This window comes from Cupriavidus sp. FW305-26 (genome assembly GCF_058787975.1).
Genome location: NZ_JBYTAH010000031.1, coordinates 1 through 22,406 on the forward strand (window position 1 = coordinate 1; position 22,406 = coordinate 22,406).

General features: G+C 64.8%; 19 protein-coding genes and 1 pseudogene. 9 read left to right on the forward strand and 11 right to left on the reverse strand.

The features are described from left to right. Positions 1–1,371: PQQ-dependent sugar dehydrogenase (locus AC3WQZ_RS17710; RefSeq protein ID WP_492300970.1), on the forward strand; the 1,371-nt coding region annotated here is incomplete at its 5' end. A gap of 110 nt (positions 1,372–1,481) precedes the next feature. On the opposite strand, the gene AC3WQZ_RS17715 is transcribed toward AC3WQZ_RS17710, so the two are convergent. After that, positions 1,482–2,393 (reverse strand): LysR family transcriptional regulator, encoded by a 912-nt coding sequence (locus tag AC3WQZ_RS17715; protein ID WP_010812630.1) that lies wholly within the window; start codon positions 2,391–2,393, stop codon positions 1,482–1,484. A gap of 386 nt (positions 2,394–2,779) precedes the next feature. On the opposite strand from AC3WQZ_RS17715, the gene AC3WQZ_RS17720 reads away from it, so the two are divergent. The 3 genes from AC3WQZ_RS17720 (at position 2,780) to yddG (ending at position 5,889) form a co-directional block, all read left to right on the forward strand. Then, positions 2,780–3,667, forward strand: a complete 888-nt coding sequence (locus AC3WQZ_RS17720) for a pyridoxal-phosphate dependent enzyme (protein ID WP_492300986.1) — start codon at positions 2,780–2,782, stop codon at positions 3,665–3,667. Between the two features lie 26 nt (positions 3,668–3,693). Then, entirely contained in the window at positions 3,694–4,662 is a 969-nt protein-coding gene (locus AC3WQZ_RS17725; protein WP_492300971.1) for a tripartite tricarboxylate transporter substrate binding protein, read from the forward strand. 282 nt (positions 4,663–4,944) lie between these two features. After that, positions 4,945–5,889 carry an aromatic amino acid DMT transporter YddG gene (gene yddG, locus AC3WQZ_RS17730; protein WP_011616478.1) on the forward strand — a complete coding sequence of 315 codons (945 nt, stop codon included), beginning with the start codon at positions 4,945–4,947 and terminating at the stop codon, positions 5,887–5,889. Positions 5,890–5,932: 43 nt separating this feature from the next. On the opposite strand, the gene AC3WQZ_RS17735 is transcribed toward yddG, so the two are convergent. Genes AC3WQZ_RS17735 through AC3WQZ_RS17750 form a run of 4 tightly spaced genes read right to left on the reverse strand, consistent with a single transcriptional unit; the run spans position 5,933 to position 8,846 of the window. Then, entirely contained in the window at positions 5,933–6,964 is a 1,032-nt protein-coding gene (locus AC3WQZ_RS17735) for an NADP-dependent oxidoreductase (protein WP_010812626.1), read from the reverse strand. Between the two features lie 16 nt (positions 6,965–6,980). Next, the gene (locus tag AC3WQZ_RS17740; protein WP_492300972.1) at positions 6,981–7,856 is read right to left on the reverse strand and encodes an SDR family NAD(P)-dependent oxidoreductase; all 876 of its coding nucleotides are present in this window, start codon (positions 7,854–7,856) and stop codon (positions 6,981–6,983) included. Beyond that, positions 7,853–8,512, reverse strand: coding sequence for a Dabb family protein (locus AC3WQZ_RS17745; protein WP_439670003.1), 660 nt, complete (start codon positions 8,510–8,512; stop codon positions 7,853–7,855). Before AC3WQZ_RS17745 ends, AC3WQZ_RS17740 begins: the two co-directional genes overlap by 4 nt. After that, a complete protein-coding gene (locus AC3WQZ_RS17750) occupies positions 8,502–8,846 on the reverse strand; it encodes a hypothetical protein (protein WP_010812623.1) in 345 nt (114 codons plus the stop codon). Before AC3WQZ_RS17750 ends, AC3WQZ_RS17745 begins: the two co-directional genes overlap by 11 nt. A gap of 252 nt (positions 8,847–9,098) precedes the next feature. Between AC3WQZ_RS17750 and AC3WQZ_RS17755 the strand changes: the two genes are divergently transcribed. Next, positions 9,099–10,127, forward strand: a complete 1,029-nt coding sequence (locus AC3WQZ_RS17755) for an AraC family transcriptional regulator (RefSeq protein WP_234788243.1) — start codon at positions 9,099–9,101, stop codon at positions 10,125–10,127. A gap of 48 nt (positions 10,128–10,175) precedes the next feature. Here the strand turns inward: AC3WQZ_RS17755 and AC3WQZ_RS17760 are convergent, their stop codons facing one another. The 4 genes from AC3WQZ_RS17760 to AC3WQZ_RS17775 form a co-directional block, all read right to left on the reverse strand. Next, a complete protein-coding gene (locus AC3WQZ_RS17760; RefSeq protein ID WP_010812621.1) occupies positions 10,176–11,291 on the reverse strand; it encodes a sensor histidine kinase in 1,116 nt (371 codons plus the stop codon). Positions 11,292–11,468: 177 nt separating this feature from the next. Then, on the reverse strand, positions 11,469–12,161 hold the full coding sequence (locus AC3WQZ_RS17765; protein WP_011616484.1) for a TVP38/TMEM64 family protein: 693 nt from the start codon (positions 12,159–12,161) through the stop codon (positions 11,469–11,471). Positions 12,162–12,255: 94 nt separating this feature from the next. After that, positions 12,256–13,257, reverse strand: a complete 1,002-nt coding sequence (locus AC3WQZ_RS17770) for a tripartite tricarboxylate transporter substrate binding protein (RefSeq protein ID WP_492300973.1) — start codon at positions 13,255–13,257, stop codon at positions 12,256–12,258. Between the two features lie 65 nt (positions 13,258–13,322). Continuing rightward, positions 13,323–15,017, reverse strand: coding sequence for a thiamine pyrophosphate-binding protein (locus AC3WQZ_RS17775; RefSeq protein ID WP_492300974.1), 1,695 nt, complete (start codon positions 15,015–15,017; stop codon positions 13,323–13,325). 145 nt (positions 15,018–15,162) lie between these two features. Between AC3WQZ_RS17775 and AC3WQZ_RS17780 the strand changes: the two genes are divergently transcribed. Continuing rightward, on the forward strand, positions 15,163–15,867 hold the full coding sequence (locus AC3WQZ_RS17780; protein WP_010812617.1) for a GntR family transcriptional regulator: 705 nt from the start codon (positions 15,163–15,165) through the stop codon (positions 15,865–15,867). Between the two features lie 53 nt (positions 15,868–15,920). Here the strand turns inward: AC3WQZ_RS17780 and AC3WQZ_RS17785 are convergent, their stop codons facing one another. Further along, positions 15,921–17,723, reverse strand: coding sequence for a sulfatase family protein (locus tag AC3WQZ_RS17785; RefSeq protein WP_439669642.1), 1,803 nt, complete (start codon positions 17,721–17,723; stop codon positions 15,921–15,923). Positions 17,724–17,965: 242 nt separating this feature from the next. Further along, positions 17,966–19,360 (reverse strand): hypothetical protein, encoded by a 1,395-nt coding sequence (locus AC3WQZ_RS17790; protein ID WP_037025637.1) that lies wholly within the window; start codon positions 19,358–19,360, stop codon positions 17,966–17,968. A gap of 367 nt (positions 19,361–19,727) precedes the next feature. On the opposite strand from AC3WQZ_RS17790, the pseudogene AC3WQZ_RS17795 reads away from it, so the two are divergent. From AC3WQZ_RS17795 to dtnK, 3 genes and pseudogenes are all read left to right on the forward strand, one after another. After that, positions 19,728–19,909: pseudogene (locus AC3WQZ_RS17795) on the forward strand (2,4-dienoyl-CoA reductase); the annotation flags it as partial. A gap of 235 nt (positions 19,910–20,144) precedes the next feature. Next, a complete protein-coding gene (locus tag AC3WQZ_RS17800; RefSeq protein ID WP_010812613.1) occupies positions 20,145–21,128 on the forward strand; it encodes a 2-keto-3-deoxygluconate permease in 984 nt (327 codons plus the stop codon). After that, positions 21,125–22,372 carry a D-threonate kinase gene (dtnK, locus tag AC3WQZ_RS17805; protein WP_492293680.1) on the forward strand — a complete coding sequence of 416 codons (1,248 nt, stop codon included), beginning with the start codon at positions 21,125–21,127 and terminating at the stop codon, positions 22,370–22,372. Before AC3WQZ_RS17800 ends, dtnK begins: the two co-directional genes overlap by 4 nt. Positions 22,373–22,406 lie beyond the last annotated feature (34 nt).

The window sequence follows — 22,406 nt, forward strand, 5'->3', positions numbered from 1 at the left end:
GGGGGAGACGGGGGCGGTGACAGCGCCACCGGCACGCTGACGCTCTCCATCTCCGGCCTGCCGTCCGGGACATCGGCGGCCATCACGGTATTGGGGCCCGGCCAGTTCCGCCAGACCGTGACCCAGTCGACCACGCTGTCCAACCTGGCTGCTGGCAGCTATACCGTCAGTGCCGCCAGCGTGCTGACTGGCAGCACGCTCCTCAAGCCGCAGCCGCCTTCGCAGACCGTGGCGGTGACCGCGGGCGGCAGTGCTTTGGCAAGCGTGGAATACGGCTCACCGGAAACAGTGCAGTTGTCGCTGACGCAGGTTGCCGGCGGGTTATCCGAGCCCATCTTCCTGACCGCGCCCCCCGGCGATCCGCGCCTGTTCGTGGTCGAGCGGGCCGGCCGCATCCGGATCGTGCGCAACGGCGCATTGGTCGCTACGCCGTTCCTCAATATCGCCGCGCTGACGACGACCGATGGCGAGCGCGGGCTGCTGTCGATGGCGTTCGATCCCAACTATGGGACCAACGGCCGCTTCTACGTCTATTACACCGACACCAATGGGGCCATCACCATCGCCCGCTACAACGTATCGGCCGCGAATCCGGATATCGCCGCGGCATCCGGCACCGTGCTGCTGTCGATTCCGCACGGCACCTTCTCCAACCATAACGGCGGCCAGCTCGCGTTCGGCCCGGACGGCATGCTCTATATCGGCACGGGCGACGGCGGCGGCGGTGGCGATCCGTCGGGCAACGCCCAGAACCCGGCAACGCTGCTCGGCAAGATGCTGCGCATCGACGTCAGCGGGGCATCCGGCTACGGCTTGCCTGCCGGCAATCCCTTCGTCGGCCAGTCCGGCAGCCGCGGCGAAATCTGGGCTCTCGGCCTGCGCAACCCGTGGCGGTTTACGTTCGACGCCGGCTTGCTGTATATCGCCGATGTCGGCGAGGACCAGCGCGAGGAAGTCGACGTGGCGCCGGCCACCAGCGCGGGCCTGAACTACGGCTGGAACCGGACCGAAGGCACCGCCTGCGTGGGTGCGGCCACGTGCGACAAGACCGGGCTGACCATGCCGGTCTTCGAATACGGCCACGAAGCGGGCGCTTGTGCCATCGTCGGTGGCTATGCGTACCGGGGCAGTGCCAACCCGGTGCTGCATGGGCGGTACTTCTATTCCGACCTTTGCACGGGCAAGCTGCTGAGCTTCATGTATCGCGACGGCGTTGTCGCAGAACAGGTCGACTGGAACGTCACGATCCCGGGCAGTGTGTTCTCGTTTGGCGTGGATGACGCGCAGGCGCTGTACGTGCTGGCCGATCCGGGCACGTCGGCGACGAGCGGGCGGGTGTATCGGATCGATGTGTCGGACGGCACGCCTTGACGGCGGGGCGCAGGAGCACTGCGCTTCGGGCAGGGGCTCCTGGCCGTTGAACCGCCGCGGACGTGCTGCTATGGCACTTTCCTGCACGCGCCCTCATTGCTGCACGTGCATCACAGCAAATCGGCCAACCGCTGCCGGCATAGGCTCACGAACTGCTGTGCCGCAGTCGACTGGCCTTGTGCCGGATGGAATGCCAGGATTGCCCGGAATCGAACGGGAGCGGTGAGCGGTACGCTGCGCAGCCCGAGCGCAACGTAGCCACGGGCCACCAATGGATTGGTGATCGCAAGCCCAGCACCGGCCAGGGTCAGTGAGCACTGCGTGTGGCTGTACGGTGTTGTCGCCACGAAACGCGGCTCGATGCCGGACTCGGAAAAGCACGCTTCCAGCCGGCGTTGCGCAGGATCCGAAGCGTCCAGGCCGATCAACGGAACCTCGATCAGATCCTCGATGCCGACTTTCGCGCGCGCCGCGAAAGGATGCGTCGCGGGAGCGACGCAAACCGCCTGCACTGCGTAGAACTCGGACGCGGTCAGGCCGCTGGTGTCCGCCTCGTCGCCCATGAACGCGATATCGAGTTCGCGCTGAAGCAGGCGCTCGCGCAAGCCCCTGGAGCTGTCGACCTCCAGCTGGCAACGAACGCGGGGGTGGTTGTGGATGAAGTCCGCCACCGATGACGGCATCACGCTGGAGGCCATGGCGTGCAAGGCGCCGACGCGCAGGATCGTATCTTCATAGGAACGCAACTGATCTATCTTGCGCTGCACGGCGTCGAGGCCGACATAGACGCGCTCGACTTCGTCGATCAAGGACGCCGCCTCGGGCGTGGGCGCCATACGCCCTTTGCTTCGGTCGAACAGTCTTAACCGCGCTGCCTGTTCAAGCTGCAGCACGATCTGTGTCACGGCGGGCTGGCTGATGTGCAGGGCTTCGGCGGCCCGGCGCGCCGATCCCAGGCGCATGACCATGCGAAACACCTCGATTTGCCGGGCGCTGATCACGATGTCGGTGGCTGTCCCCATACCCAACCCTATAAGTTTTGCTTAATTCGATAATCGGAATGCCTGCGCTGCCCAGGCGTGACATCACATAGACTCGGGTCATGACCACTTGGGCTTTTATCATGCGCGCCAGTCGCTATCCGCATCCGACCGAAGCGCTCGTCAATCCGGCGATGCATGCCCTGCAATGCATTACCTGCCACGCTCAATATCCAGTCAGCGACATGCCGGAAGGGTGCCCGAACTGCGCAAGCGCCGGCCGGCCCAGTAGTCTCGAAGTTGCCTACCAGCACCACGCACTGGATTTTGCACCAAGAAGCGGAAGTTATACATGGGGGCATTGGCAGCCGTACCTGGAAGGCGTGTCTTTGGGGGAGGGCGCCACGCCATGCGTACCGGTGCCAACCCTGGCGTCGCTGGCGGACGTGGCGTCCGTATGGATCAAGAATGAAGGCGCAAATCCGACCGGCTCGCACAAGGATCGCATGTCGGCGCAGGCCGTAAGCCGGGCGCTGGATATTGGCGCGAGCGAGGTGGTGCTGGCGTCAAGCGGCAACGCCGCAGTCTCAGCCGCGGCCTATTGCGCCGCCGCGGGACTGGACTGCGAAGTCGCGACCTACCAGGCGCTTCCGTCCGTTTTCGATGCGGCGTTGCGTTACTACGGTGCGCGGCGTGTCATCTGCGACAACGGTCACGCGCGATGGGCGCATGTCCGCCGCCGCGTCAGGGAAGAGGGAGCCTTTGCACTGACCAACTACAGCGTGCCCGCGGTGGGTAGCCCGGTATTCGGTGTGGAAGGCTACCGTGCTGTCGCACTGGAGTGGGTGGCGCAAGGATGCCGCCCCGACCATGTCATGGTGCCGACGGCGCGCGGGGATCTGTTGTGGGGCATCTATAGCGCGCTGCGTGACCTGGTCACGCTGGGACATCTCCCGAAGCTGCCCCGCCTCTGGGCGATCGAGCCGTTCCCGCGGCTGTCGCGCGTGCTGGCGGGCGCGTCGCAGCAGTCCGACTTCCCGGGCACGACCCAGCAATTCTCCACGGCCGGCTCGACCGTGACCGCGCAGCAGGTCCACGCCGTCAGGCAATCGGGCGGCGGCGCGGTGATCATCGACGACGCGTCAGCACGCGACGGTACCCGCCGTCTCGCTGCGGCCGGATTCTGGGTCGAGCTGTGCGCGGGAGCGGGGTTTGCCGCCACGCAAGCGCTGCGCGCCGACGGGCGCATCGCCAGGACGGAAGCAGTCATGCTGATGCTGACTGCACGCGGCGATCGCGATCCGGGACAAGCTTGATTTCCAGACAATATTCGGAGCCACCCATGAACTTGCGTTCTCTGTTGACTGCCATCACCTTCGGCCTCGCGGCTCAGGTACCGTCGGCCCTGGCCGCCTATCCTGAAAAGCCGATCCGATTGATCGTGCCCTGGGCTGCCGGCGGCAGCACCGATGCGCTGGCCCGTGCGGTCGCGCAGCGAATGAGCGAATCGATGGGCCAGCCCGTGGTCGTCGACAATCGCGCCGGCGCCTCCGGCCGCATCGGCGCCGACATCCTGGCAAAGTCGGCTCCCGACGGCTACACGCTGGGCGTCATCGAGCTGGCTCATACCGTGGCGCCGTCAGTGTTCCGCCAGATGCCATATGATGTGTTGCGCGACTTCACGCCGGTTTCACTGCTCGGCGAGGCGCCGCTCATCCTGTTCGCGGACAGCACGCACTATCGCGCTGGCGACGTCCAGCGCTTCCTTGCGGACTCACGCAAGGCAGGAACGCCGCTGCAGCTTGCCACCAGCGGGAACGGCACGATCAGCCATCTGGCCGCCAAGATGCTTGAAGCGCAGGTGGGCATCCCGGTCGATGCCGTACCGTACCGGGGCTCGGCGCCCGCGCTGACCGATGTGTCCGCCCAACTGGTCAAAGGCCATTTCGCTACGCTGGCAAGCGGCAGCAGCCTGCTTGGCGGTGGCAAGATCGCGGCCTTGATGGTGACGGGGCCGGTGCGCGTGACTTCGCTTCCCGGTGTTCCGACCGCAGCCGAAGCCAGGCTGCCGGGAATGCAGGTCAGCCAATGGTGGGCCCTGGTGGCTCCCGCGCGGGCACCGTCTGCCGTCGTGAGCAGGCTTGCGGACGAAGTCCGCGCGGCATTGACGAATCCGCAGACCAAGGCACGGCTCGACAGCCAAGGTATCGACCTCAAGGCGTCCTCGCCTGCTCAACTCGGAGACCGGCTGCGCGCAGAGACGGATCGCTGGGCGAATCTGGCTAAGCAGGCTGGCATTCAACCCGAATGACTAGACCTGGACAAGCGCCTGGATCCTGACATGGGGAGTCTATATCGGCCCGCGTCGTGACCGCCACAACATGACGGCTGGCCCAGTTGCTGAAAATGCCTGCTCTGGGAGCGGTGAAAACCCCGGCACCTTCTCGACTTCGTTCCCATCTGGATCGACGTATCCGGCCGGTAATACGCCAAGCAGGTGAAATGACGGGCCATACCCGCGTTGGCTGCGGCTGAGCATGGTGCCCTTACAATGCCGATGGTTCAGATCGACTGGTAGGCGCAAACAGGTGTCATGCAAAGCAAGAGCAAAGCAACTCTCATCGGGCTCATCGCGATTCTGTTATGGAGCTCGATTGTCGGCCTGATTCGCGGTGTCAGCGAAAACCTTGGGGCAACCGGTGGGGCGGCAATGATCTATACCGTCGCCTCGGCCCTGCTCTTGCTGACAGTCGGTTTCGTCAGAATGCAGGATTTTCCCCGGCGCTATCTGGTTTGGGGAAGCATTCTGTTCGTTTCGTACGAGCTGTGTCTTTCCTTGTCCATTGGCTACGCCAACAGCAGCAGGCAAGCCATTGAGGTGGGGATGGTCAACTACTTGTGGCCGAGCTTCACCATGCTGTGTGCCATCGCATTCAACAAGCAGAAGGCCAACTTGCTGATCATTCCCGGCTTCCTGATCGCCATTCTCGGGATCTGCTGGGTGCTTGGCGGGGATCAGGGCCTGGACTTCGCCGGGATGGCGGAGAACATCCAGGACAATCCGCTCAGCTATGGGCTGGCCTTCCTTGGTGCCCTGATCTGGGCGGCGTATTGCACTGTGACCAACCGGATTGCCGAAGGCAGGAATGGCATCACGCTGTTCTTCATGCTGACAGCGCTGGCGTTGTGGATCAAGTATTTCGCCACAGAGAGCGGGTCGATGGAATTCAGCTATCAGGCAGTGATTTATCTTGCGTTGGCCGCCTCTGCGATGGGATTCGGCTATGCGGCCTGGAATGTTGGCATCCTGCATGGCAATGTCACCGTCCTTGCCGGCGCTTCCTACTTCATTCCGGTACTTTCCGCCGCCCTGGCGGCCATGCTCTTGCGTACACCCCTGTCGATCGCCTTCTGGAAGGGCGCATCCATGGTATGTGCGGGGTCGATCCTCTGTTGGCTGGCAACACGTGGGCAACGTTCCAAGGCACCTCCGTTGCCGGAATTACCGCAGTCGCGCGAACGTGTCCAGGAACCGTGAGTGCGTGCGACCGCGCTGTTTGATCAAGCAAGCAGTATCCAACTTATTTTTCGGTCGGCCTGCCTGACTGGAAGCCAGCGACCAGGTCGTGTGCATTGGCTGGCTCGGCGATACGCAGCACCAGCTTGCTTGCCGCCTTGCCCGACTGGACCAGATCGAGTGCGCGCCCCGCGTGTTCCAGCGGCAGGCATTCGATGCGGGGCGGTCGCAGGCGCCCGCTGTCGAGCAGCGCCGCGATCTCGCGCAGCCGCGCGCCGCTGGGCATCTTGCTGAACGCCACCGCGGTGCGGACGCCGCGCTGCGCGGCTGCGGCAGGATCCGGGCCGTTGTCGCCGCTGACCAGCGTCAGGATGGCGACAAGGATGCCGCCGGGCCTGAGCAGGTCCATGCCGTTCGGCAGGGTGCCGCAGCCAACGGCGTCCAGTACCAGGTCGACGCCAGCCGGCGCCCATGCCTGCATCGCGGCAGCGATGTCGCCGCCACGGTAGTCGATTGCCAGGTCGCAGCCGAGCGCCATCAGTTCGTCGCGGCGTGCCGCGCTGCAGGTGGCTGCGACGGTTGCCCCGGCTGCTTTTGCCAGTTGCACGGCAAACGTGCCGACCGCGCCGGCACCGCCATGAACCAGCACCGTCTGCACTGGCTTGAGTCCGCCTTCGTCGAAGAGTCCCGTCCAGGCGGCCAGCGCCGGGGTCGGGACGGCCGCGGCCTCGGCAAATCCCAGATTGTCGGGAATCGGCACCACGCAATCCTGGCTGACCGCGACGTATTCGGCATAGGAACCCCACTTGCCTGCGCCGACCGCGGTTTGCGCGAACACGCGCTGTCCCGGGACGAAATCCTTGACGCCGCTTCCCACCGCTGCCACGACGCCGCTGGCATCGAAGCCGATCACGAACGGGAAGCTGTACTGCATGAAGTGGCTCAGATAGCCTTCACGGCATTTCCAGTCAGCGGGATTCACGCCGGCACAGGCCACGCGGAGCAGGACTTCGCCGGCAGCGGGTTCCGGCGTCGGGAGGTTTCCAAGCCTGAGTACGTCGGGTCCGCCGGTACGATCAATGACGACAGCGCGCATGCTCTTCTCCATGGGCTTAGCTTGCGGACAGGTCGTGGCTCAGGCCGGGATGTGCCCAGGACGGGATCACGGGCGGCGGCAGCATGCCCTTGCCATCCAGCGTATGGACGTCCAGCCCGTGCGCCAGGGGGAAGTGCAGGCTATGGGCGATGTGGCCGGTGCGCAGCCGGGCCGGCACGCTGCAGAGTGCAAGCGCCGTTTCCACCAGGTACTCCACCGGCTCGGTCGGATAGCCGTCCGGGATATAGCGCTCGCTGCCTGGCGTGAGGATCGCCGTGCTTGGCGCTACCGAATTGACCGCGATATTGTCGGCCTCCAGTTCTGCCGCCAGGCCCTCTGTGAACCGGTTGATGGCAGCCTTGACCGCGGCGTAGGCCGTGACCCCGCTAGCCCGGTCAAAGTCTTGATACGGGCGAGCAGGCGACAGGGCGGTGACGGAGCCCAGGTTCAGGATCCATCCCGCGCCGCGCGTGCGCAGCAGCGGGATCGCTGCGCGGCTGAGCACGAAGGGGATGCGCAGGTAGTGCTCGACCGTCCTGTCGAAGATTTCCAGCGGCATCGATTCGATGCCGCTGTATTCCGCCATGCCGGCATTGTTGACCAGGATGTCGAGACCGCCCGCGGCGCTTGCCGCCCGCGCCACCAGGTTGTCGCGCTGCGCCGGGTCTTCGAGGTCCGCCGCCAGCGCGATGGCACTGCCCCCTTGCCGCCTGATCTGGCCAACCGTCTCGGCCAGCGTGCCAGGTTCGTCCTCGGACTCGCCTGCGCGCCGTGCCGTGGCAACCACCAGCGCGCCCTCCACCGCGAAGCGCTGCGCGATGGCACGGCCGATGCCGCGGCTGGCGCCGGTCACCAGCGCAATCTTTCCTGTCAGTTTTCCGTGTGCGGTCATGGCGCGTATTCCTCTGTGCGGTTGTGGTTGGCAATCAGGCTTGTCGCGAGCGGGCAGAAGGCGTGGGAGATCGCCTGGACTGTCCATTCGGGAAACTCGGGGTCGAACCATCGGTCGACGCGGCCCCAATGAAAGGGGTGCATCAGGTATTCGCCCAGCAGGTCGTCCGCGCTGGCGAACTCCTGCTGCCAGACATGGGTCCAGGTGCCGGGCGACAAGACGCGGGCAAGGCGCCAGTTGCGGATGCCGGGCATGTAATCGGGCATCCGCAGCAGGTCCTGCTCAAGTGCGCGGACCTGCCGGTCCGGCGCTTCAGGCCGGACCCGGAACATCAGCGTGCGCCAGATCCCGTGGCGCAGCTGAGGGGCGCGCAGACCGCCCGAGATCGGGTGATAGGCGACGCTATCCACCTCTGCCATGCCGTCCAGCGCGGCAGCCAGGCCGGTGCCGTGACCGGGCGAGCCGGATGCAGTCGCGCCGAATCGCAGATCGAGCGTGTAGTCGCCAGCGCCCCAGCTTCCCGCCAGGTTCCGGCCAATCGCCACATGGCGCAGGCCCGGCAGTGTTTTAACGCGGGCAAGCAAGGCTTGCTCCTGTGTGCACGTCCCGGCGCTGAAGCCGGCGTGCAATCGCACCTGTGCTGTCTCAAGCCGCATCGCCATGCTCCTTGCGCCGGGGCAGCGCAGCTGTCGCCTCGGCCATCACATGGCGGCGGCGGGCTTCACACAGCGTGCCGACTGTCGACCAGAAGGCTAGGGCCGGAGCATCGATGCTTGCGCGCATGGCGTAGTAAGCCGGCGCATCCGCCACTTGCCACAGCAGCCACAGCGTATTGGGTGCATCTTCCAGCGCCACGGGCGGCGACACCCAGCGCTGCAGCAGTGCCAGGCCCCTGGCGGCGCTGCCAGGCAAGTACTGACTTTCCAGCAGGCTCAGCACAGTGGGCAGGTGCCCGGGCGCGAGCACGATTTCATCGAGGATGTGGATCATTGTGTGTCTCACGCGGCGCAGGCAGGGCAGCAGGGCTGCGATGCCGGAGCCGCGGGTTTGCGGGAGGGAAGCGCGGTCATTGGGTTGTCCCGTATAGGCATGGTGTTCATCGCATGGCAACCTCCATCGCCCAGGCCGTGCGCAAGCTGTCGCGCGGGTGGAAGTGCCGGGATGATTATGGGAGGCCAGGTCGCACCGGATCCCCACCCGAACGATCAACCATCGCTACCGAAGCAATCACGACCAGCGACCATGAATGCCCACATACCGGGGAATCCCGTACCTGTTCCGCACGGCATGGTGCAGCGCCTGCTGGACGAACTGAAGCGGCAGGGCGTCGAGGTTCCACCTGCCGCCGGCGCATCCGGGCATGCGCCGCCCGCCAGGTTCACCGCGCTCTATCGCGCCGCGATCGAGCGGCTGGAAGCCCTGGTCGCCAAAGGCAACGGCCATCCCCCCATGCGCAAGCAGGAAGTGGACTTGCTGTGCCGTTGCGTCTTGAGCAGCCAGACGCTGAGGGAGGCGATCCGCTGCGCTGCCGACTTCTGCGCGATGCTGTATCCGCGAGCCGGTGCGCTCAGCCTCGGGCAAAGCGCAGGGCAGGCGGTGTTCCGCATGGATTCGCTGCGGCGTGCGAACTCCTCCGCGGCTTGCCTGGTGGACCTGACCGGGCTCTTCTTCTATATGCTGCTGTTCGGCTGGCTGGTCGGCCAGCCGCTGCGCCCGACCCACGTCTACCTGGCGCATCCCCGGCGCGAGGACGCCATGCCTTTCCTGGGCTTGTTCCATGCCGCGGTCACGTCCGGGGCCCAGACCTACGGATTCGAATTCGATGAGGCCCTGCTCGACCGGCCGGTCGTGCGCCAGGCCGCGGAGCTCGATGCGTTCCTGGAAGACTTTCCTTACCGGCTGATCGGTGCGCCGGTCGAGGTCGTATCACTGAGCCAGCAGGTGCATGGCATCCTGCATGCAGCGCTGGTGCATGGCGCGCGGCTGCCGACGCTGGCTGAACTGGCCATGCGCTTTGACGTGAGCGAGCCGACCCTGCGCCGCCGTCTCGCTGCCGACGGCAGCAGCTACCGGGTACTGCGCGAACACAGCCTGCAGGAATACGCGGAACAATGCCTGTGCACGACCAACTGGCCGGTAGGAAGAATCGCGGAGCAGCTTGGCTTTGCCAGCGAGGAAGCGTTTCGCCGGGCGTTCCAGCGCTGGACCGGGCATGCGCCGACGCGCTTCAGGCGGGAAAGCAGGGGTGAGGTGGTGAACGGGAGTTCGTGAAGCGGTAATTCCAGCTGTCGGCGACAGAGAACAGGCTGCGCGCGCCCGTTACCTGCGACGCGGCAGACGCACGTCAAACGCGGTCCCTGTCTGGTCGGAGCGCGCCTCGATCGATCCCTGATGGGCCTTGGTAATCTCGCTCACTATATACAGCCCGAGTCCGAGGCCGTCCGCGTTTTTGTGCTCCTGATCCGGGCCTCTCCTTAGCGGGTCAAAAAGGCGCTGCAGCGACAGCGGGTCAATGGCGGGACCACTGTTCCTGACCTCGAGACGGACTTCCGCGTCATGGCCGGTGACTACAACGCGGACCGGCTCGTCCGGCGCGCCGTACCTTATCGCATTGAGCACCAGATTAGAAAGCAGTTGCTGCAGGCGCGGACCGTCCCAAATACCCTGCACGTTGCCCTTCACCTCAAGATCGATGCGGCGGGCCGGATACGCCGCACGCAACTGGTCCACGGTATCGGCAACCAAGTCAGCCAGATCGACGTCTTCAGGCGTGATGTTGATACCCAAGCCGAGTTTCGTTCGGTTGAAATCGCACAGATCATTCAGAAGAGAATTCATGCGGGAACCACTTCGAATCAGCCGGGCTGCAGCTTCCGATACCTTCTCCCCAGCGTTCAGCGCCGCCAGATATGTGGCGGTCGTCTGGATGGTCTGCAGTGGGCTGCGCATATCGTGCCCAACCATGCCGAGCAACAGGTCGCGAGCCTGCTCTACCTCCGAATGGAAAAAATCCACGGATTCCGCGACTGCCTGATCGATAGCCTCGTTGAACCGCATTACTTCGTCCAGATCCGGGGCGGCCGGCTGACATTCGTCAATCCACAAACGCAGCACGCTGGCGCGCAGCGCCCGGTATTCAGCGACCAGTTGATTGATGTTGAAGCCACCGCGCGCGCGCATGAGGGCGTGTGATTGTGCGGCGGTCTCCGGCGCACCGAGTAGCCTGGGGGCCTGCCCCATTGATTTTTTGCGTTGAGCTTCCCTCGTTTGCGGGGTCAACAAATCCTTCGCCACGGCTTGCAGGATCTGCGGTGCGTGGTCACGCAGCGCGAGGGAGTCCATGCTTCTTGCGGCAGGCAGCAGGGTGGTCGCAAACTCCTCCCATACCGCCACAATGCGCCCTGTATTCCGCAAGATGAAGTCAGCTAGTCGCATGTCTCCCCCTGAAGCAACTGAGCAAGCCCCGGAAATGCACTCTTGAGAATTTATCTTAGGCTAGTTGTCAGCGGTTCCAAGTAGCGTCGGAAACGGCCTGGAATGACCGATTCGGCACAAACGTCGGTTGAGCCGTGGGGGCGAAATTCGTCTCCCGCAGATCCCTGGCGGCCCCGTTCAGCGCCGTTGCAGGCCGCCAGACCTGTGCTTCCTGACCGCACGCAGCACCAGGCCCGCCAGCACCGCGACAACCGCCAGGATGCCGATGGCGACAAAGAAAGGTAAGGGCCGGTCGATTGCCAGGCTTTCCCCGGCGACGACGATACCCAACGCATAGCCCGCTTCGGCGATGGCCATCGCGGCCAGGAATTTCCGGAAGGGGTAATGCATGGAGCCGAACAGATAACCGGGAATTTCCGACGGAACCGCGATACAGAACAGCAGCACCGCCCAGAATTTCATGCGCTGCGACACGTAGTCCTGGTACTTCGCGAGCTTGTCCTCGTAACCGCTACGGGCGAGCAATGGATAAGCCAGGCGGCCGATGCCGAAGGCGGCCACAGCGCCCAGCAGCCAGCCGCCCCAGAGCAGAACAATGGTGAGCGGCTTGCCCCACACCTCGGTGGCCGGCGGCACCAGGACCACGCTCGAGGCGAAGGCGAGCATGGCAGACACGGCCGAGAACAGGAAGAAGACCAGCGCGCCTGCCGCGGGGTGCTGTTCCATCGTCGCCCGCGCCCAATCGATGGCCTGGTCGACGAAGGCCTTGAACGGAGGCGACAGGACGACCAGGCCAATCAGCACCGTCGCGGCGCCGACTGCAAGCCAGAACCAGACGGGGCGCCGATTGGCAGACAATTTGCTCACCATACAAAATTAGAACCGCAGGCCGGGCCAAAGTTTCGAGGTGATTCCCCGAGGCCCGGTCCGCGACACCTCCGAATACGATGCGTTCGGCCCCGCCTCAGTCTTCCAGCTTCAGCCCGGTCTTCTTGACGAAGCTGTGCCAGCGCTCGTATTGCTCGCGCGCATAGCGGTCTACGGTGGGACCATCGGTGGCCATGACCTCGAAGCCGGCCGCGGTCAGCTTTCGTTTGGTTTCCGGGTCCGACAATGCGGTCTGGAAATCTTCCGTCAGTTTCCTGACGACCGCAGGTGGGGTGGCTGCCGGTGCGAAGATGCCGATCCACGAGTAGGCCTCGAAGTCCGGGAACCCGGACTCGATGACGGTTGGAACATCGGGCAGGTCGGGCAGGCGGCGCGCGCCCGTCACGGCCAGCGGCTTGATCTTGTTGGCAGAGATCTGGCCCTTCAGGGCCGCATAGCTCAGCAGCGTGATGCTGGACACATTGCCCAGCACTGCCTGGACCGCGGGACCCCCGCCGGCGTACGGCACGTGCATCAACTCGACCCGAGCCTGCCGCTTCAGGTCCTCGGCCACAAGATGGTTCATCGAGCCAAGCCCGGTGGAGGCGTAGCTGTATTTGGACGGCTCACGCCGCGCAGCGTCGAGGAAGCTGCGCAGGTCCTTGCCAGGAACGGTGGGCGATGCGCCGATCACGAGCGGGAAGCGCACGGCAAACGTGACGCCAGTGAAGTCCTTGAACGTGTCATAGGGGAGCCTGGACTTCGCCACGGGGTTGATCGCATGCGTATCGAAGGCGACCAGCAGGGTATTGCCGTCCGGCGCGGATCGAGCCACGTACTGGGTAGCGACCTGGCTGGCTGCGCCGGGCCGGTTTTCGATGACCACGGGCCGCCCGGCCGCCTCCGCCAGTTTCGGCTGGATGATGCGTGCGGCAATGTCGGTGCTGCCGCCGGGCGGGAAGGTGACCACCAGCTTCAGTGGCGTGGCATTGTCAGGCCCTGCTGCTGCCGTTGTCAGCGGCAGCAGCAGGCAGGCAAGGGCCACCATGCCGGCACCAAGCGCTTTCTGGCGGCCTGGTGCCGCAAGTCGGCTAGACATAGATACCTCTCCCATCGTTGAGCTTTGGTTCGGATCAGATAAGCGTTCTGGACATGGCCTGGATGTCAGCCCATCCACTGGCTCACGGGTGCGGCGGTGTCCTGCAGTTCTTGTGAAATCACGTCGACCAGCGCCGGACCATCATGCTCCAGCGCCGCGCGAATCGCGGCATCGAGCTGTCCCGGGTCTTCCACGCGCCAGGCCTTGATGCCGAACGCCTCGGCAACGCGCGCGTGGTCCGTGCGGCTGAAATCGACCGAGAAGTAGCGTTGTTCGTAGCCGGCCTTCTGGCTTGCCTTGATCCAGCCGTAGACGGCATTCGAGAACACGATCATCTTCAGCGGAGTCTTGCGTCGCGTCAGCGTTTCCATCTCGCCGCAGGTAAAGCCGAAGCTGCCGTCGCCCATGACCGATACCACGGTCGCACGCGGGCGCCCAACGGCCGCGCCGATCCCGGCCGACATCGAGAAGCCAAGGGCGCCGTGGGCCCGGTTGGTGATGAAATGGCGCCCAGGCTTGCTGGCGTTGTAATACGCGGAGAAATACGGGCAGGGCGTGCCGGGGTCGGCCACCACGATGGCGTCATCCGGCAGCAGCCGGTTGAGCGCATCCACCACGCGTTCCGGCTTGATCGGCACATCGAGCGAGGCTGCCAGCGGTGCGAAGGCGGCAAGCTTGGCGGCACGCGCGGCACCGGCCAGCGCGGCGCCGTCGGCGGCGTCGGGCGGGCGGTGGGGCAGGCGGTCGCTCACGGCGGCGTTGAGCGCCTTCAGGGCGAGCAGGGCATCGCCAACCATGGCGACGTCAGTGCGGTAGTTCGCGGCAATCACCATCGGATCCGCATCGAGATGCAGGATTGCGATGTCCCGCGACGGGAAGCGCCAATGCTCGGTGGTGGTCGAGCCGGCGCGGCAACCGATGAACAGCACGGCATCGGCCTTGGCGACGATCTCGCGCGTGGCCATGATGCCGCCATTGGCACCGACCACGCCGGTATTCAGCGGATGGGTGTCGGCCAGGCTGCCTTGCCCGCTGACGGTGGTGCAGACCGGGGCATTCAGCATGCCGGCCAGCGCTTCCAGTTCTGCGCAGGCGCCAGAGATGACCACGCCACCGCCGCAGATGATGACCGGCAGGCGCGCTGCGACCAGCCGCTGCGCTGCCCGTTCGATCTCGGCCGGGTCCGGCGCATAGCGCATGGCAGGGAAGCGGTCGTGGCCAGGCTGCGCCCATACCTCGGCAGCATCCACCTCATGCTTCTGCACGTCGTATGGCAAACACAGGTGCGCGGATCCGGGCTTGCCGGTGGTCATGGCGCGGAAGGCGCCGCGCACCGCGCCCGGGATCTGGTCGGCGCGGTCGATCGTGGTATTCCACTTGGTGAGGGGGCGGTACAGCGCTTCCTGGTCGAGTTCGGTCAGGGGGTACTTGCCGCGCGAGCCGACCGATACGTCCGAGGTAATCCCAAGCACAGCCACTGAAGACTCATTGGCCTCGACCAGACCCGGCAGCAAGTAGGTGGCTCCGCCCCCACTGGGCCCCTCGCATACGCCAACCTTGCCGGTTACGCGGGCATAGGCGTCAGCCATGTAGCCGGCGCTGCGCTCATCGCGCGTCAGGATGTGGTCAATCCCATGGTCGAGGCGGGCCATGGCGTCATAGAAGGGCAGGCTGGTATCGCCGCACAGCCCGAAGACGTGCTTTACACCATTCAGTTGAAGCATTCGGACCATGGCTTCAGCGCCGTTCATCTTCGTCATTCCAGGAGTCTCCAAGTCAGTGTCGAGCAGGCGAGATAAGAATACACTGCAGGATACAATTAAGTATACTTAAACCTGAAGGGATGGATGCGTCACCTGAAGGCTCGGCAGCGTCGGGTATGATCGCGGCCAACGAGGAATATCTATGCAAGCAACCAACGGCATGAAGCCGCTGATCTCCGCTGTCAGGCGCAAACGGGGATCCGATGTCATCAGTCGATTGCGCGAGATGGCGATTTCCTACGAGCTCAAGCCGGGCGAACGACTCAATGAGATCGAACTGGCGGAACGCCTCGGCGTGAGCAGGACGCCAGTGCGCGAAGCGCTGACCCGCCTTGCCACCGAGGGCTTCCTGGTGGAGTCCAGCCGCGGCTATGTGCGCCGGCCGCTCGATATCCAGGAAATGCTGGACCTATACGAAGCACGCGTAACGATCGAGCGCGATTGCCTGCGCCTGGCGTTCGAGCGGGCCTCGGCCGAGAGCATCGAGGAGCTTGCGCGATACCTCGAGCACAGCAAGTCGGTGCCCGCAAATACCCCGATCCCGCAACTGGTGGAACTGGACGAAGGTTTTCACCTGCGCATCGCCGCCATGGCGGGCAACGCCGAACTCAAGCGGATGCTGGTCAGCCTGAACGAACGCATCCGGTTTATCCGCTGGATCGACATGGAGAATATCGGGCGCGATTCCACCCAGAGCGAACACGCTGAAATCGTTCACGCCTTGCAGGCCCACGACTGGGAGAAGGGGGAAAAATGCCTGACTTCGCATATTGCCTTGCGGCGCGAGCAGATCGTCGAGGCCATTGCGAAAGGCCTCACCAGGATCTACCTGGCCGAACAGCGCTAGCGGCCAGCCAATGCCGCCCCATCGGGCAGCCTAAGCTGTCTGGGCCGGTGCGGTCAGGCTCCCGCCATCGTTTCCGCACTGACTTCCCATCCTGCGTCAATGCCACCGGGCAGCATCTGGCCACGGTCCTCGCCAACCTCGGCATCAATCAGCTGATTCAGCTTTTCGTTCATGGCGACTAGTAGTTCCCGTTGCTTTTCGCCTGCCGCCAGGTTGTTCATCTCGAATGGATCGGTCTGCAGATCGTACAACTCAACGTCGTTGAACCGGTAGAGCTCCTCCAGGGTCGTCGGCTTGTTATGCTGCCTGGGGGAAAAATACCGTGCAAAGCTGTAGCGTCCATCGTAGATCGAACGCACTGCGCCGCGCTTCATCAGGTCCGGGCGGATACCGGCCTGCTTGAGCTGGTCGGGCTTGCCACCGCCCTGCAGATGGGCAACAGCCTTGAAAAGAAAATCGCCATCCAGGTAGGCCAGCATGTTGTAGCAAAACAGCGCGCCATCGCGAATGGCGTTTGCTTCGGCTGCCCCAGGCTTTGCGAGCAAGCGGGAAAAATCCTTTCCCGGTAATCCCTTGACGATGGCTGCGCGCTTGTCAGTCGCGACGCCAGTCAATGCAACCAGGGTGGGCGCGATGTCCAGATGCGAGGTGACGGCGCGACACTGCTTGCCACCGTGATAGGCGGGATGGGCAATGACCAACGGCACGTTGTTCTGCTCCCGATAGGAGACAGCGCCTTTTGCATGGAGCTGGTGGGCACCGTCCATGTCACCGTGATCCGATGTCAGGACTACGATGGTCTTGTCGGAAAGTCCTGCAGCATCGAGCGCGGCCAATACGGCAGCGATATTCCGGTCGACATCGCGCATGCAGTTCAGGTAATAGTTGTGCCGCCGGTGCCAGCGCGCGTCTTCATTTGGAATGGCTCCGACCAGGGCGTCGTGCGAGCGCAGGAAATCGCGGTGTGCCGCAGGGCGCCCCGGCGCGTCAAGCGCCTGTTTCCGGCTTGCCGGCAGCATGAATTGCCACTGCTTGCCGTATAGCGGGTCGGCCGGGTCGCGCGCGACATGTGCGAGGCCGCGCATTGCCTGAACCTCGGTGCCGGGCGCGTCGGTGTCGTAGAACATCACGTCGTGCGGGTTGACGAGGTTGACGGCCAGGAACCATGGCTTTCCCTGTGCCGCGAGCTCGCTCCCTTTCCCGCGCAGCCAGCTCACACCCATTGCTGCAATCACCCCGTCGTGCAGGTACCCACCGCTGGTGTGGGCAATAATGTCGCCGATTCCGATGTAGTCGGAAAAGCCATAGGCTTCCATTTCCTGAGTGAAGATCTTGGTTGGCGTGCCAAGCTTGTTGACGGTTTCGAATTCCTTGGTGAGGTGCCACTTGCCCTTGTAGGCGGTGTAATAGCCGGCGTCACGCAGCATGTCACCGAGCGTCCGTATTTCTGTTGACATGCTGCTAATCCACGGGAAGTTCGTGTTGTCGAACATCCGGGTGTGCTGGATGTGCTGGCCCGTGTACAGAACTGAGCGGGACGGGGTGCAAACACATGAATTTATGCGGTGATTGACAAAGGTCGTACCGCGCTTCATCAAGCGTTCATGTGCAGGCAGGCCATAGCCCCTGGGCAACTCGCCAGGTCGGAAGTAGCGCTCCTGGTCAACAAGGATGAACAGGATGTTGTACGGTCCCGAAGGCAGGCTCCCAGCGGCCTGGGCCGCGTCGCTTGCCCCGGCTGGCGCATCCTTGGCATCCGCGCCTGCGCCAAGACCCAGGGCCATGGCCCCAATCCCGGTAGTCAGGAGGAAATCGCGCCGCGTCAATGTGCCGCCAGGCTTGTCGTCGTTGCTCATTGGCTTCTCCCTGCCTGATTGCGCGGCCCATGGCGGGTGGACGCTGTGCTGCCGCAGGCCCGCCCAGGCATGCGTAAGACAGTCTAGCAAGCGCACTTTTTGCCGCCAAGGCAGCGTGCGGCGCCGGCAGGAGGCGATGGTTGGCAACCACACACATTCGCGGCTCAGGCAGTCGAACTACGTTCCGCAGATGATCGGAGTGCGGACAAAATTCCCGACACCCTGGGACTGCGCTTTCCGGTTCACGACATATCCTCGATGGGATCTCGTTGCGAGCGAATCTCCTCAGGACTGAGGACGATATAGCCCAGCGACTTCAGCAACTGCACCGCCTCCAGCTCTGCGTCCAGGTACACCGGCCGTTCCGGGCGGCGCGGGCGCGGCGCGGGGGGCAGCCACGCGGCGCTGGCTTGCACGGCGGGCGCTGCCTGGCCGTCAGACCATCGCGCGGTCAGGATGCGGCAATGCTCCAGGTTGGGCTTCCAGGCAACGTCCACGGCGGCATTGAACCTGGCGGTGCAAAGCCGCAAGCGCTTCAGCGCCTTCAGCCAGTTGATGAAGGCATCACGCTCCGGTGGCTGGTAGCCCTTCAGCAAGGTAGCCAGGCTGTCCTGCGCAGTGGCGCTGTCGGCCGCCTGGTCGTCTTCGAGCAGGGCTAGCTCAAGTGCCACGTGCTGGCGGCCGTCGTGGTCATAGATTGCGCAGTCGGCGTCCAGCACGCCTTCGCGCAGCAGCTCGCACAGCAGTACCCAGGCCCTTGGATTCTTGTCGAACCGGCCTTCGAGGGTCGGGTCGATCTGGCTGAGGATCTCCGGGATCGGGCGCGCCTCGCCTGACTGGATGGCCAGGGCGAATGCCATCGCGTTGTCTGACGGCCTGGCACCGCTTGCCAGCATCTGCAATGACGTTTCCCAGAGTTCGCGGATTTCTGCCGCGGTATCCACGGCATGCATCCATGCATAGTCCTCCAGCGCCGCGCACAGCCTGCGCGCAGGCCTGGCCAGCTGGCCGGCCAGCGTCCTGATAAACCCCGTGCAATGCGCGCAGCGGCATTCCAGCCGGCCCGCATGCAGGAAACCGGCGTACAGCCGTTCCTGGTGTCCGCAGTGTGCGCATTCGAGTGAAAAACCGCCTTGCCGTGCCGGCCGCTGCGAGGCCAGCAGCCCGTCGACCTGATAGTGCGCCAGTCCGTCGCAGCACGGGCAGATCCATTGCAGCTTGTGCGCGCCGTCCCGAGGCCGCGCGGCCCGGTCGAACTGGCGCTCGATGGCGCTGCGCGGAATTCCCTGCGCGCGCCCGACCACGTCTGCGCTGTAGCGCCAATAGCAGTACGAGTGGGCGGCAGCGGCCACCTCCGGAGAGAGGCGCTGCAGATCCGGCAGCAGGCGGGAGCTGTGCCGGATCTCGTCGGCCATCGCATCGATCAGCGCTGGCCCGTCCGGCATCACCGCCTCAAGGGCGGCGCGGCTCTGTTCCAGGAAATCGGGCACGAAGACCCGGCGGATATAGTCCTCGTTCTCGAGCCAGAACAAGTGGCCGGGGAGGGCTTCCAGTACATCAACCCCTTCCCTGACTTCCGACATGCCGGCGCAGGCGAGAAACGTGAACGGCTTACTGAACAGGAAAGCGTCTGTCATGTTGTCGTCAACGGAGAATCCCGCCCACGAGCTGGCAATATGCCTCGTGTGCGATGGGTCACCACCCCGTGACTCGGCCAAGCAAGCGCACGGAAAGCGCAATCCGGATGGCGCTTTCCGTTCCGGGGACTTCCCCCTTCTTGTTTTCAGATCCGTCGGACCTGTGCGGATTTTGCATCTGCCGCATTGGACAGCATAGGCGAACCTGACGCCTCGTTACAGAGGAATTCCTTTTCTTGACGTCCTCGTCCTACGGCCAGGGAGACCAGCCCGGGCGCTGTTGTCATCCTGATTCAATCGCTTTAGGACCCGCCTGGCCTTGTCCTCGCAATCTTCACCTTCCCTGTTGCCGTTGATCTCGTCGATCAGTGCGCCCGCGCTGCGGTCGATCACCTGGAGGAACAAGATGCCGGGCTCCCTGGCCAATGGCCGTCGTCAAATTCCAGCTCAAACGGCTCAGCGAGGGGCGTGTCACGGATCCACGCATCTCGCCCCTCACGGCGCCAGTGTTGCAGCACCTCGTGCCAGACGCGGCGCTATCGCGGATAGACGACGCAGAGGGCCGGTGCTCGGCATGTCGCAGGACACAATGGAGTGACCTGCGGTGCCTTTTCTGAACCCGCTACCTGCCAGTATTCTGTCTCGATGTGATCCTTTCGATCAAATAAATGATTGAACTAGTCAAATTCAGTCAGCTGCACTACACTCTGATGACATTTGATCGATTCGATCAAATGTTTGCTCGAAACATACAAGGCCGCATCCTCAGCGGCAGGAGACAACCATGCAGATTTCTATCAAACGCGCCATCGAGCGCGTGCCCGGCGGCATGATGATCGTGCCGCTGCTGATCGGTTCGCTCGTTGCCACGTTCGCGCCGGATGGGCCGAAGTTTTTTGGATCGTTTACCGGCGCGCTTTTTACCGGTGCCCTGCCCATCCTCGCGGTGTTCTATGTCTGCATGGGGGCAAGCATCAACATCAAAGCCACGCCTTACATTCTCAAGAAGGGCGGCGTGTTGTTCGGCACCAAGGTCGGCACGGCAATGGTGTTGGGCGTGATCATGGGGCACTTCCTGGGCGAGGCGCCGATCAGTGCCGGGATGTTTGCCGGCTTGTCGACGCTTGCCGTGGTGGCCGCGATGAACGACACCAACGGCGGCCTGTACATGGCGCTGATGGGCCAGTACGGCAAGCCTGAAGACGTGGGCGCCTACAGCATCATGTCGCTCGAGTCCGGCCCGTTCCTGACGATGGTGACGCTGGGCGTGGCGGGTTTGTCCGCGTTCCCATGGCCGACGATGGTCGGCAGCATCCTTCCGCTCATGCTTGGCATGTTGCTGGGCAACCTGGATCGGGAGATGCGCGATTTCCTGGGTAAGGCCGTGCCGGTCATGATTCCCTTTTTCGCACTGGCGCTGGGCGCAGGCCTGGACCTGCACAAGGTCTGGCAGGCGGGCATGCTGGGCCTCGGCCTTGGTGTTGCCGTGGTGGCCGTCACCGGCTGCGCGCTGTACTTCGCTGACCGCCTCACCGGCGGCACGGGTGTGGCAGGTGTCGCGGCCGCCAGCACCGCCGGCAATGCCGCCGCCGTGCCGACGCTGGTAGCGGCGGCTAATCCGGTCTACGCAGAATCGGCCAAGAGCGCCACGATCCTGGTGGCCGCCTGCGTGGTGGTCACCGCCGTACTGACGCCATTGGTGACCGCCTGGATTGCCCGCCGCGTGGCGGGCAAGGAGGCCGAGGCGTTGGTGAGGACCGCCGCATGAGCTGGCTTATCATCGCCGACGACCTGTCAGGCGCTGCAGACTGCGCGATCGGCTACGCCATGTCTGGCGCCCGGACCGTCGTAACGCTGGAGGCGGCGCCTGCGGGCGCGGACCTGTCGCAGGCCGACGTAGTGGCTTGCGACGTCGACAGCCGCCGCATGGCGCCCCAGGAGGCGGCGGCGCGCAATCTCGAAGCCTGGCATCGCGGCCAGGGCGCCAGCCGGCGGCTGTACAAGAAGATCGATTCCACGTTGCGAGGCAACTGGGCTGCCGAAACCGCGGCGCTGGCGCCGCTGGCCGGCCTTGCCATCGTCGCGCCGGCCTTTCCGGCCACTGGCCGCACCACGGCCGGCGGCTGCATGTTCGTGAACGGCCAGCCGCTGGAAGACTCCGACATCTGGCGCCTGGAAGCGCTTACCGGACGTGCCGACCTTGTCGCGCTGCTGGCCGCGCGGGGGCTGCGGGCGACCCTGTTGCCGCTGGACACGGTGCGTGCGGGTGACGCGACCCTGCGGCTAACCATCGCCGGACTGGCGCGCGAAGGTGTGCGGGCGGTAGTCTGCGATGCTCAGACGGAGCAAGACCTGGCGGCGCTCGCCGCGGCCACGGCGCAGCTCGACGTCCCCGCATTCTGGGTCGGCTCGGGCGGCCTGGCTCGTGCGCTGGCTGCACCATGCCTGTTCGAGGGCGGTGCGCCGCAGCCGCTGCCTGCCCCTGAGGGCGGCCCGGTCTTGACGCTGGTCGGCAGCCTCTCGGGCATCTCCGGGCGACAGGCCGCTTGCCTGCGCGAACGCACCGGGATGCAGTCGCTGGTGGTTCCGCCGCGGATCTTGCGTGAAGGCGCGGGCCACGCTGACTGGGACGCCGCGCAGCAATCGATCACCGGATGCCTGCGGGCTGGCCGCGACCTGCTGGTCAGCATTGGTCGCGACGACGCGTTCGACCCGGGCGAAGGGCCGCGCCTGAGCGCCGCGCTGGCGCAATTGTCCCTGCCCGGCTTCCAGCATACGCGCGGCCTGATCGCCACCGGCGGCGAGACGGCCCGGGCCATGCTCTCGGCGGCCGGCATCGGCGCCCTGATGCTGCGGCGCGAAGTCGAGCCCGGTGTGCCGTTGTCCGACACCCCTGCGCTGCCCGGCCTGCCCGCGCGCCGCGTTGCTACCAAGGCCGGCGCATTCGGCTCCGAGGCCGCCCTGTGGCATGCCTGGCAGGCTATGACTGAATCCCGCGCGCCGTCAGCCTGACGGCGCGCCGCGCCACACTCGACAAGAGACACAT